Below are 11489 nucleotides of genomic sequence, written 5' to 3' on the forward strand. Positions count from 1 at the left end.
TAAATACTAAATACTGACGAATAAGGATTTTGACATGGCTGTTGGCAACGTTGCAGTACCTACTACTATTTATGCTATTGACGGCATCAAGCTTAGTGCCACCGCAGCGGGTGTGCGCTATAAAGATCGTGATGATTTAGTCGTCATTGAAATCGCTGATAGCGCCGCTACGGCTGTGGTCACTACTAGAAATACATTTTGTGCTGCACCCGTACGCGTATTGCGTGAGCATTTTGCTAAGATGAGCCCGCGCTATTTGGTTACCAACACTGGTAACGCTAATGCCGGTACGGGTGCAGATGGCAAACGCCGTGCAACAGATATCTGTTCGGCCTTGGCCGATAAAGCTGGCGTGGACACTAATGCCGTTCTACCATTTTCTACTGGCGTAATCGGTGAGCCGTTAAACAGTGAGGCAGTGATAGCCGGATTAGATGCGGCATTAGCTGGTTTGGCCGCTGATAGTTGGCTAGCGGCAGCGAACGGTATTCGTACCACTGATACTATTCCTAAGCTTGCCAGTCAAAAGATTAATATTGGGGACATAAGTTACCATGTCACTGGTATCTCCAAAGGTTCAGGGATGATACGGCCTAATATGGCAACCATGCTCGGTTATGTGGCTACCGATGCCAATGTTGCCCCTGACTTATTACAAGAGATGCTGATCGCTATTAATGAGCAGTCCTTTAACCGCATCACCGTCGATGGTGATACCTCAACCAATGATTGCTGTGTATTAATAGCAACAGGCAAAGCCAGCTCACAAGTCATTGATAGTCCAGAACATCCGCATTATTCGTTATTATTTAATGCCTTGACTGAGGTATTTGTACGTCTGGCACAATTAATTGTTCGTGATGGCGAAGGCGCCACGAAATTTATTACGGTTAAAGTCACCAGCGGCAAAACCACTCAAGAATGTTGTGATGTCGCTTATGCAGTTGCGCACTCGCCACTCGTTAAAACGGCATTTTTTGCCAGTGACGCCAATTGGGGACGTATTTTAGCAGCGGTTGGTTATGCAGGTATTGAAGATCTTGATACTGAACAGGTCGATGTGTCGCTAGATGAAGTCATGATTTGCCAAAATGGCGGTGTGGCCATGGGCTACACTGAAGCGGCCGGAAATAAAGTGATGAGCCGTCCTGAGATTACTATTCATATTGATTTGGCGCGAGGAGAGGCCAGCGATACGGTCTATACTTGTGATCTGTCTTATGATTATGTCAAAATTAATGCAGACTATCGCAGTTAATACCTCAACTATTAACATAAAGCTGACGTAATGACGTATTATGAAACAGCGACAGTTGCAAATACTGACGTTACGTTACAAAGCAGTTATAGAGGCTAAGGTTTTAGGCGTCTTATAATTGCTGTAGTACAAAAATAAACGACGCCTTTAACCTTTAGCTACTTTTTAACCGTTAATCAATGGCGTTATTATTAATACCTGCTTGTCGTGAGGTATCAATAATTTAATAGTAATTAACTGAGGATAGTATAATGAAAAAATTAGCACTCGCAGCATTGATGTCTACTTTTGCTTTAGCAGGTTGTTCAACAACTGATTTGGTCAATGAGCGTGATATGGTTGTTGATGGCCAAGCCCAGAGCGTTAAAGTGGTTAACATTTCAAGCTTTAAAGTAGAAATTGCACCGCGTAAAGCGCTTTGTGAATTTATGGACGCCAACGGTAGCAAGATTGAGTCTGAGTGCCTACAGTATCGCCAAACTTATCAGAAAAACTATAACACCCTAAACGGTAACATCCAAGGCTTTACTTATGAGCCAAATTACCGTTATATGTTAGACGTGCGCCAAGAAGCGGTAGCGGATACAGAAGCTGGTGTTGTGAAGCCAGTATGGTATCTAAATGAAGTCATTTCAAAAACTGCTGAATAACTGCTATTCATCAAGCTTGATTCTTTATTAAGCTTTGTCAATAAGTAAGTGCAAAAAAGCCTCTAGTTCGTTAGAGGCTTTTTTGTGCCGGTCGCTTTTATATATCAATAATTAGCACTGGCTATATTTTACACTAACGCCATGAGATGCGGTAGGAATGCGATTATCTGCAAAAATGGCAAGACCACCACGTGAGGTTTCTTTATATTTATCTAACATATCAGCGCCCGTTACTCTCATAGTTTCAATCACTTTATCTAAAGACACAAAATGTTGTCCGTTACCACGGCAGGCAAGCCGCGCAGCATTAACAGCTTTTACGGCGCCCATAGCATTGCGTTCGATACAAGGCACTTGTACCAAACCGCCAACCGGATCACAAGTCAAACCTAAGTTGTGCTCAATCCCTATTTCAGCAGCATTGAGACATTTGGCAGGATCGCCGCCTAAAATTTCTGCCAATGCAGAAGCTGCCATCGCGCAGGCAGAGCCAACTTCTCCCTGACAGCCCACTTCCGCACCAGAGATAGAAGCGTTTTGTTTGATTAAGCTGCCGATGGCGGTGGCATTCAACAAAAATTTGCGTGCCCCATCTTGGCTGTAAGTTGCCAAAAAGTCTCGATAATAATGCATGACTGCAGGAATAATACCCGCGGCACCATTGGTTGGCGCGGTAACCACATTACCACCATTGGCATTTTCTTCATTGACTGCTAGAGCATATAAGTCTATCCAATCCATGGCAACAAGCTTGTCAGTTTTCGTAATGGGCTGATCTTTCTCAGCACACAATTGTAAATGTAATGATTGGGCGCGGCGTTTGACATCCAAACCGCCAGGCAATATACCGCTGCTTTGACATCCTCGGGTCACACAATCTTGCATCGAATCCCAAATAGAATCCAAATAGGCAAAGACATCTTCTTTATCACGGTAATGGCATTCGTTAGCCAATACTAACTCGCTGATACTTAAGCGATGCTGACGACATTGTTCAAGGAGCTCTGCAGCGCTATTAAAGGGGTAAGGAATAACATCAATAGTCGGAGTGGCGTGATCTTCATCCGGATTAGTGGCGTTTTCATCGTTGATGACAAAACCGCCGCCTACTGAGTAATATGTTTGCTGATAGTGGGTATCGTTTGCTAACCGTGCGGTGATAGTCATGGCATTGGGATGGTAGGGTAGGACCGTATCACCATACCAGTGGATATCGCGCTCGATATCAAAGTTAATATTGTGGCTACCTGATACGTTTAATTGTTTATCAGAAAAAATGGGCGCAAGATATTGACTGGTCAAACGCGTATCAATAGTGCTTGGGGCGTGGCCTTGTAAGCCTAATAGTATTGCAGTATCGGTAGCGTGGCCTTTACCTGTTGCGGCTAGAGAGCCATATAGTTCAATCTCTAATGCTTGTACATCAGTTAGCTCGGCTTGCTTGAGTAGTGAGGCTAAAAATAAGTTAGCAGCCACCATTGGGCCGACAGTATGTGAGCTCGATGGGCCAATCCCAATTTTAAATAAGTCAAATACACTAATCATAATAAGGTACCAAAAAAAGTGAAAGTGAATAGACGTCATTACACAGCCCAGTCTAAGCACCTGTATCACAAGTGTGACAGGCAGCATCGGTGACAGGCACCGCTAATGAGTGAATATAGAGCATCGTCTGTAGAAATGTTTAAACGTGATAGTACGGATGACGGGTGAATAATAGCTTTTGTTTATTATTAAATTCCGTTATGATGCTCAGCATCAACGCTTATGTAACATCCTGTAAGTGGTTGCCGCTGTAGAACATTTAATGATTCAGGCAACCCAAGCGATGAATTTAGTAGAACATATCTGGACTCAGACATCTAGCAAAATATGGCAATTTCATACAAACAAATCTACTTTGTCTGCCTTTCTTACAATAAGCTCTTATTATGACAGGCTATGGTCATAATAAACGATGAGAATACCAAAAAGGCATGAGTAGGTGAATAAGTGGTTATAGTGCGAGACGCTATACAGTAGGGCACCGGCATTGTGACGCTGCTATTTATGTTTTAAACTTTTAGTTCTTCCTAGTTATTATTACCCTGATGTTAGCCTAGGTCACACAGGAAAATCACGCATGACAACTCCCTCAGAGCACTCCCCTCAATTAGAGAAAAATAGCCAATCTAACCCCAATGCTTCAACAGCTATAAATGCTGCTGGTACTGATGCGGCGACACTGCATTTGCCGCACAATCCAGACTTTGAGAATGGCCGCTGGTTTCCAACATGGCGCCCGTTTCAGGGTGATTTAGATCGCAATCCTGTTGGCATCAATGAATATCTACCTCCTACAAAAAGTGTACTACTGGGGGTACAACATACTTTTGCTATGTTTGGCTCGACAGTATTGGCGCCGCTATTGATGGGGTTTGACCCCAATTTAGCCATCTTAATGTCCGGTATCTGTACGGTGATGTTTTTTATGATTACCGGCGGAAGGATGCCCAGTTACTTGGGTTCAAGCTTTGCATTTATTGGTCCGGTTATTGCGGTTACCGCTTATGCAGGCGTAGGTTTTAATAGTAATCTAAATGTCGCTTTAGGTGGCATTATGGTATGCGGCATCATTTATGCTTTAGTGGGGCTACTGGTGATAAAAACTGGTACTGGCTGGATTGAACGTTTAATGCCGCCTATTGTCACTGGTGCGATCGTAATGATAATCGGTCTTAATCTAGCGCCAGTGACCATTCAAGGGGTATCCGCCAATCAGTTCGATGCGTGGATGGCTGCATTGACTGTATTGCTAATAAGTGGGGTGGCCGTCTTTACACGCGGCATGCTGCGGCGCTTATTATTATTGGTTGGTTTGATATTGTCATATATTGTCTATTATGTGATGACTAACGTCTTAGGCTTTGGGATACCTATTGATTTTAGCAGCATCCAAGCGGCATCCTGGTTTGGTTTGCCTAGCATTCATGCCCCACGCTTTGAGATGAGTGCCATTATCTTGATTGCGCCGGTAGCCTTTATTTTAATTGCGGAAAACCTTGGGCATTTTAAAGCGGTAGAAGGTATGACCAAATCTCGTGTCACCCCTTATATGGGTCGAGCGTTCTTTGCTGATGGCTTGGCGACTACATTTTCAGCTGGTTTTGGGGGTACAGGAGTGACTACTTATGCTGAAAATATTGGGGTAATGGCAGTAACTAAAGTCTATAGCACCACTATCTTTGTCTTAGCAGGTATAGTTGCTATTTTATTGGGGTTATCACCAAAGTTCGGTGCGATTATTCAGACTATTCCGCCTGCACTATTAGGCGGGGCATCCATCGTGGTATTTGGTTTGATTGCGATTGCTGGCGCGAAAATATGGATAGACAGTCATATTGATTTTAGTAAGAACAGCAATTTGATCATTGCTGCTGTCACTATCATTATGGGTACCGGTAATTTTAGCCTGCATTTAGGAGGCTTTGACTTAGGCGGGATTGGTACGGCAACCTTAACCGCTATCGTACTTAACGCGTTGTTTAGTCGCCAGAAAGAGTAAGTTGCTTACATTTCCCATTTAAATAAAAGGTATTAGGTAAATATAGCCACCCGTTATAATCTCAATATATAGATTTTATAACGGTTTACTAAAGAAGTTTATGACTTAGTAGAGAAATCTTAATTCCGTTGTTCGCTGGCGAGCATGTCAGCTCGTTTATCTTTATTAAATCGTAACTGCCCTTTTTTATTCAATATTGGCTATCACGTCAAGCGAATATTGATGAACGAATAACCATATTTTATGGCTATACCTACCGCTACTACTACTTGTACTTACGCTTATAAAATCCTGCAAAAAACCGATAGCGCCGCAAGGCACGAGGTTTGGGCTTAAGTGACCCTAAGTAAATAGCAAACATAGTTAGCAGTGCGCCGCTCCATTGTAAGGTGTTAATCGGTTTATCCAACCAGCTATAATCTATCACTAGGGCCGCAATAGGCTCGGTTAATAGTAGTAGACCAGTTACTGTCAAAGACAGTTTTGGAATAGAGTAAGCAATCAACCCCCAAGCCAAGCACTGCATTACCGCTCCGTAAACCAGTACCCAACCGATCTCAGACCAGGTATTAGGTAGAATATTACCCATATCGAAGATAAACATCGGTATAATCATTGCCAATACGCCGCCAATACTGACCAGCTGCATCAACATAAATATTGGCGTCGGTTCGGTATCATGGGTTTTACGAATAAAGGTCATGGACGCTGCTAGCATCGCGCCTGAGACAATACCTGTGACAAAGCCCCAAGTAGCTGCCGTATTTTGCGCAAACTCAGGGCTACCGATCATCGCTACCCCGAGCATAGCTAGACATAAACTGAGCAGCTGCAATATCGACTGGCGTTCACTAAAGTACAAAAACCCAATAGCCGCCAAAAAGAAAATCTGTAAGCTATTCAACAACGTTGAGATGCCAGGGCCAACAGCATAAATACTCTCGTGCCAGAGTGCTAAATCCAAACCTAAAAAAACGCCTGATAACAATCCGTAAGTAATGGCGCGCCTCGAGCGTGGCAAACGTTGTCCTGTCATCTTTGCCAGTAGTGCAAATACGACACCTGAGATGGCCAAGCGCCAGAATGACATCGCCCAACCACCAATATCGACATGAGCAACAATCAAGCTGCCTAAGCCAAAAATAATACAACCAATGGCTAAGCCGATGGTCGCAGAGCGTGAGGAGGCGACAGCCATGAGTTGTCCTTTTATTTGATTAACGAGCCATTCTAAAAAGCACAATTGTAAAGGTTTTTTTGCTAAAGCTAAATGCTATAAGTATTAATTATGTTGATTAACTGGCTATTTCTTGAACTTCACTTAATATTAAACAGGCTCTATCAATCCTATTTACCTAATCGGTAGGATATAGCACGCGACAAAATTCTGTTACTATCTATATATTGAGGTTATATTTTTACCCGATTAGTAGTGGCTCTAACCCTGATTATTTAGTAATCTAATCGTTTATAATAGCTAGAAATAAGAAACAGGGTTAAGAAACATTGGCTTATTATTACTCCGGTTCTTATACTTTGCTATCTATAACTTCTACTGTCCATAGTCGTTGCTGCTCATGACTCATTATATTAATAACTTTAGCTTAGGTTTGTTTATGTCCCAACGATCTGTATCAAAATTACATCGACTACCCGCATTTAACTCAGCAATAGTACTGTTACCACGCCTATATATGGCGCTTACTATTTTGTTAAGTGCATTATTTGTGATGCCAGTAGCGCAAGCAGCCAGCTGTAAAATACCTAAAAGTTACTATAAAAATGTGTCTTGTACTGCGAGCCGCGGTTATCTTTTAGCGACAAAAGATTTTGGTGCACCTGTCGCTTTACTCGATAGTAGGGGCAAAAAAGTCGTTGACCTATCACGCTATCAAAAAGTTGATGCTGATAAAATTGTCAGCGGTGTATTCCCTGTACAGCGCAATGGTCGTGTTGGTTATGTCAATATGCAAGGTCGTGAAGTGGTTCCTGCTATCTACGATAGGCTGAACGATGGTCAGGGTTGGGCACGACCAGCCTCAGAGGGGCGCATCGTGGTCAAAAAAGATGGCAAGTACGGGGTTGTTAATACGTCTAATAAAACCATTGTACCGTTCTCAGGGGCGATTAGTGATATCGATAATTATCGTGGCGGTATAGCGCGTATCCGTAAAAACCAAACGACCAGCTGGCTGGATGAAAATGGTAAAACAACCAGCAATCCTAATGATACTAATGAGAGTGATGACGCGTCATCAGCATCGAACAATGCGTCGTTATTGCCTCCACCAGCAAGACCGTCAAATCTTACCTCCTTTACGACTTTACAGCCATATCAGCAAGATGGCCGCTGGGGTTTTGTTGATGACCAGAACGTAACCATGATTACTTATTCGTTTGATGAGGTACGGCCATTTTCTGAAGGAATGGCTGGCGTGCGTGTTGATGATAAATGGGGATTTTTGAATTTAGGCGGCGAGCTGGTAATTCCATTCCGTTTTGATGATAGTGGCGTAATTGCTAGTGATAGCTATAAAGGGGCGCCCGCTTTTGTATTTAAAGACGGTAAGGCTTGGGTTGGCAGTCTCAAAAATAATGGTAAAATTTGTATCAATAAAGAGGGTGCTAACGTCAGTTGTGACTGATTATCTAATACAAAAAAAGCAGTTAACGCGCATGAAGGATTCATGTGCGCTAACCGCTTTTTTATTTTTCAACATAACAAGCGTTTAACAGCTATTTAACCTAGTAAATGATTGCGAATTAAGTCGACTAAGTAGGGCTGGTAATAGGCTGGAATATCGTGTGCCATGCCTTCAATAAGATGAAATTTGGCATTGGGAATGGTTTTGGCCACCACGCGACCTTGTGAGGAGGGCAGTAGTCCATCAGCGCTACCATGAATGACAATGGTTGGCGCTTTGACTTGCTTACTAAAACGGCTAATAGAGCCCGATGACAAGATAGCATTGAGCTGCTGCACCGCACCCAATGGGTGGAAGTTGCGCTGATAACGTAGTTTGGCAATTTCACGCACCGTCCGGACATTAACATGACCTGGCGTACCCACTGTTTTCATAAACCAGACACTATGACGTACAATATCACGCTCAGAATGGCTCTCAGGGCGATTGATTAGCGTATAGAACTGCTTGGCTTTTGGGGGTTTTAAAAAGGCGCGATTGGTGGTGGTAAACATCAGCGCCATTCGTCGTACCAGGCTCGGATAGCGTGCAGCGACAATTTGCGCAATCATACCGCCCATAGACGCCCCAAGTAGATGTGTGCTACCGAGACGTAATATCTTAATCAGACGTACCGTGTCTTCTGCCATATCAGTTAAATTATAAGCAACCTGCTGGCTTTTGTTAGAGAGACCTGTTTGCAATCGTAGCATCATCTTCAACTGGCTTACACGCGGTAAACCTTCAATTTGTACTTTAGACGACAGACCAATGTCACGATTATCAAAACGAATCACAAAAAATCCAGCATCAATCAGACGTTTAATAAAATCATCTGGCCAAAATACCATTTGTGAGCCCAATCCCATCACCATTAGCAGTGGCGGATTATTGGGATTACCACCCGCCTCGACACACAGTTGAATACCATCGCTGATATCAATCATGGCCTGATAAAGATGTTCGCTCAGATCGGAGGTACGCCAGTGATGCTCGCCAAATCGTTGCCATTCGGGAGTAGGGTAGTTATACAGTTCTTCAGGCAAATCAGTACCGTCGGGATGATTGAGGTGATTTGAATGCTCTGGATGATTTGAGTTTGTCATGAGATATCCTAGTTAGAGTGTCATCTACCTAAATTGCCATCATCTCAAAATCTAACTTACCCACACCGCACTCTGGGCACGTCCAGTCGTCAGGGATATCATCCCATTTAGTACCAGGGGCAATGCCTTCTTCAGGGCAGCCCAGTGCTTCATCATAGATCCAGCCACAGACAATACATTCATAACGGTTCATACATAATCCTATAGATTGTTACCAATTTTACAGCCTGTTAATTTATGATTAGTACAGGCCACAAAAACGCAAATAGTGTAGCATATAACCATACTTTGCATGGTTAAGTTTACACTTGTATATTGAGATAAATAAGCTTTTTTCAACCCACTATTCAGGGATTAATTTACTTAAGCGGCAGTCTTTTTGCGCGCTTAGACGTAGATATAAAACCAATCATGCTATAGTAATCAGCGTTAATTTTCCTATTTTATATATTATTTACCGCGGTTATATCATTACTACTGAAGTTATTCAAGTTATCTACGTTAAGGGTCATTATGAGCGCTACCGCTGCTGCCACACCAGCTACCATTGGATCTAACACTGCATCCGAATCGTCTAACACGCTTAATACCGATCATCCATTTTGGCAAGTTATCCGTACCGTGCCTGACTTCCCTAAAGCCGATATCGATTTTTATGATATTACGCCGTTACTACGCAGCCATATTAATGATGTTATCGATGCAATGCTGGCAGTACTACCTGAAGGTCTATTAGATGAAGTGGATTGTCTCGGAGCTGTCGAGGCGCGTGGGTTTGTGTTTGCAAGCTTGATAGCGGGTCGACTGGGTAAGGGTATTATTTTGCTCCGTAAACCGGGCAAACTACCACCACCTGTTACTAATAAGGCCTATGCCTTAGAATACGGTAAAGATACCCTTGAAATGCAAAACAACTTGCCTCCTGAGCGCGTGTTATTGGTCGATGATATTTTAGCGACTGGCGGTACGCTGAACACGGCCTATGAGCTATGTAAATCAGCATCGCATACGGTAGTAGGAGCGTTGGTATTGTTGGACTTGGTTAAATTACATGGCGAGTTCCCAGTTCCCGTCTATACCGTATTAAAAGCTTAAAAAGTAGCGGTATCACATATAAAAAAGCGCGCTGACAATTGGGTCGGGGCGCTTTTTTATAGACATTAATAACGCAATGACCATTGGCTATACTATTATTTTTGAATAAACGCTTTAAATTATAAATTACTTAATCCTAATTCCGCATCGTAGCCAACGTATGAGCAAGCTCATCACGAGCGCTGATAAAGCCATCAATGCCTTTTGGCAATAAATCCTGAGTTACTTTATCTTGTTGATAGCACTGGCTAAATTCTTCATGAGTTAAGCTCACACGAGTCATGCTGTCCATCTCCATTGACATACTAGGAGACATCTGGCGAGTAATCGTAGTATCTAGCGCTGCCAACTCGTCAATGAGATTTGGGGCGATAGTCAGTAAATCACAGCCAGCTAGTGCTAGTATCTGCTCAGCTGATCGAAAGCTTGCGCCCATCACCTGCGTTTGATAACCATGCTGTTTATAATATTGATAGATAAGCTTTACCGATTGCACGCCCATATCATCAGATGCTGGTACGTTTTGACGGCTCTGTTGGCGTTTTTGCCAGTCCAAAATACGGCCAACAAAGGGTGATATAAGCGTCACGCCAGCGTCGGCACAGGCAACCGCTTGATGTTGTCCGAACAATAAGGTCAAATTACAATGAATTCCTTGAGTCTCCAAGTAGCGTGCTGCTTCAATACCTTGCCATGTTGCCGCAATCTTAATTAGTACGCGCTTCGGGTCTACACCTGCTTTTTGATAAGCCGCCATAAATTCTAAGGCTTTATCAATCGTGGCTTGGGTATCATAAGACAGCCTGGCATCGACCTCGGTAGAAACCCGCCCTTCGATCAAATCTAAAATATCGCAACCGATTTTGATAGTGAGTGCATCGATCACGGCATCCACGTCACCTTGATGATGATTCATGGTATCTGAGAGCATGGCTTGATTGTCAGGGTGAATAAGCGCTTTAGTAATCAAGCTTGGGTTGGTAGTCGCATCGATCGGTTTTAGACGCGCAATAGCGGTAAGGTCGCCGGTATCAGCGACAATAGTAGTCATGGTGCGAAGCTGCTGTAATGCGCTCATCAGAATCCTTATAGGGTAAATTAACGTGGTTATTTGCTTATTGGTAGTTATTTGTTTATTAGTGGTGCTACCAA

10 protein-coding genes are annotated in these 11489 nt (G+C 43.1%); 5 read left to right on the plus strand and 5 right to left on the minus strand.

Annotated elements, in window-relative coordinates; translation table 11 throughout:
* Positions 1–34: 34 nt before the first annotated feature.
* Both argJ and AAEY88_RS01270 read left to right on the plus strand, forming a co-directional pair.
* Positions 35–1258: a bifunctional glutamate N-acetyltransferase/amino-acid acetyltransferase ArgJ gene (argJ, locus tag AAEY88_RS01265; protein WP_350557902.1), complete on the plus strand. Its 1224-nt coding sequence runs from the start codon at positions 35–37 to the stop codon at positions 1256–1258.
* A gap of 251 nt (positions 1259–1509) precedes the next feature.
* Positions 1510–1908, plus strand: coding sequence for a DUF4377 domain-containing protein (locus tag AAEY88_RS01270; RefSeq protein WP_350557905.1), 399 nt, complete (start codon positions 1510–1512; stop codon positions 1906–1908).
* 111 nt (positions 1909–2019) lie between these two features.
* On the opposite strand, the gene AAEY88_RS01275 is transcribed toward AAEY88_RS01270, so the two are convergent.
* On the minus strand, positions 2020–3453 hold the full coding sequence (locus AAEY88_RS01275; RefSeq protein ID WP_350557907.1) for an L-serine ammonia-lyase: 1434 nt from the start codon (positions 3451–3453) through the stop codon (positions 2020–2022).
* 577 nt (positions 3454–4030) lie between these two features.
* Here AAEY88_RS01275 and AAEY88_RS01280 point away from each other — a divergent pair.
* On the plus strand, positions 4031–5452 hold the full coding sequence (locus AAEY88_RS01280) for a solute carrier family 23 protein (RefSeq protein WP_350557910.1): 1422 nt from the start codon (positions 4031–4033) through the stop codon (positions 5450–5452).
* A 265-nt stretch (positions 5453–5717) separates the two neighbouring features.
* On the opposite strand, the gene AAEY88_RS01285 is transcribed toward AAEY88_RS01280, so the two are convergent.
* On the minus strand, positions 5718–6650 hold the full coding sequence (locus tag AAEY88_RS01285) for a DMT family transporter (RefSeq protein ID WP_350557913.1): 933 nt from the start codon (positions 6648–6650) through the stop codon (positions 5718–5720).
* Between the two features lie 418 nt (positions 6651–7068).
* Here AAEY88_RS01285 and AAEY88_RS01290 point away from each other — a divergent pair, with 418 nt between their 5' ends.
* Positions 7069–8097 (plus strand): WG repeat-containing protein, encoded by a 1029-nt coding sequence (locus AAEY88_RS01290; protein WP_350557916.1) that lies wholly within the window; start codon positions 7069–7071, stop codon positions 8095–8097.
* 95 nt (positions 8098–8192) lie between these two features.
* On the opposite strand, the gene AAEY88_RS01295 is transcribed toward AAEY88_RS01290, so the two are convergent.
* Together AAEY88_RS01295 and AAEY88_RS01300 are read right to left on the minus strand one after the other, a co-directional pair.
* Positions 8193–9242, minus strand: coding sequence for an alpha/beta hydrolase (locus AAEY88_RS01295; RefSeq protein ID WP_350557919.1), 1050 nt, complete (start codon positions 9240–9242; stop codon positions 8193–8195).
* A 28-nt stretch (positions 9243–9270) separates the two neighbouring features.
* On the minus strand, positions 9271–9435 hold the full coding sequence (locus tag AAEY88_RS01300; RefSeq protein WP_350557922.1) for a rubredoxin: 165 nt from the start codon (positions 9433–9435) through the stop codon (positions 9271–9273).
* Between the two features lie 320 nt (positions 9436–9755).
* Here AAEY88_RS01300 and AAEY88_RS01305 point away from each other — a divergent pair, with 320 nt between their 5' ends.
* Positions 9756–10337: an adenine phosphoribosyltransferase gene (locus AAEY88_RS01305; RefSeq protein WP_350557925.1), complete on the plus strand. Its 582-nt coding sequence runs from the start codon at positions 9756–9758 to the stop codon at positions 10335–10337.
* A gap of 136 nt (positions 10338–10473) precedes the next feature.
* Here the strand turns inward: AAEY88_RS01305 and AAEY88_RS01310 are convergent, their stop codons facing one another.
* Positions 10474–11415 carry a transaldolase gene (locus AAEY88_RS01310; RefSeq protein WP_350557928.1) on the minus strand — a complete coding sequence of 314 codons (942 nt, stop codon included), beginning with the start codon at positions 11413–11415 and terminating at the stop codon, positions 10474–10476.
* Positions 11416–11489: the final 74 nt, after the last annotated feature.

The organism is Psychrobacter sp. CAL346-MNA-CIBAN-0220, assembly GCF_040309805.1.
Classification (GTDB): domain Bacteria; phylum Pseudomonadota; class Gammaproteobacteria; order Pseudomonadales; family Moraxellaceae; genus Psychrobacter.

What these genes read in the sequence shown, in the direction of transcription:
- AAEY88_RS01280 (WP_350557910.1), top strand. Translation starts at nt 4,031, where the DNA reads ATGACAACTCCCTCAGAGCACTCCCCTCAATTAGAGAAAAATAGCCAA.
- AAEY88_RS01310 (WP_350557928.1), bottom strand. Translation starts at nt 11,415, where the DNA reads ATGAGCGCATTACAGCAGCTTCGCACCATGACTACTATTGTCGCTGAT.
- AAEY88_RS01270 (WP_350557905.1), top strand. Translation starts at nt 1,510, where the DNA reads ATGAAAAAATTAGCACTCGCAGCATTGATGTCTACTTTTGCTTTAGCA.
- AAEY88_RS01275 (WP_350557907.1), bottom strand. Translation starts at nt 3,453, where the DNA reads ATGATTAGTGTATTTGACTTATTTAAAATTGGGATTGGCCCATCGAGC.
- AAEY88_RS01305 (WP_350557925.1), top strand. Translation starts at nt 9,756, where the DNA reads ATGAGCGCTACCGCTGCTGCCACACCAGCTACCATTGGATCTAACACT.
- AAEY88_RS01290 (WP_350557916.1), top strand. Translation starts at nt 7,069, where the DNA reads ATGTCCCAACGATCTGTATCAAAATTACATCGACTACCCGCATTTAAC.
- AAEY88_RS01285 (WP_350557913.1), bottom strand. Translation starts at nt 6,650, where the DNA reads ATGGCTGTCGCCTCCTCACGCTCTGCGACCATCGGCTTAGCCATTGGT.
- AAEY88_RS01300 (WP_350557922.1), bottom strand. Translation starts at nt 9,435, where the DNA reads ATGAACCGTTATGAATGTATTGTCTGTGGCTGGATCTATGATGAAGCA.
- argJ (WP_350557902.1), top strand. Translation starts at nt 35, where the DNA reads ATGGCTGTTGGCAACGTTGCAGTACCTACTACTATTTATGCTATTGAC.
- AAEY88_RS01295 (WP_350557919.1), bottom strand. Translation starts at nt 9,242, where the DNA reads ATGACAAACTCAAATCATCCAGAGCATTCAAATCACCTCAATCATCCC.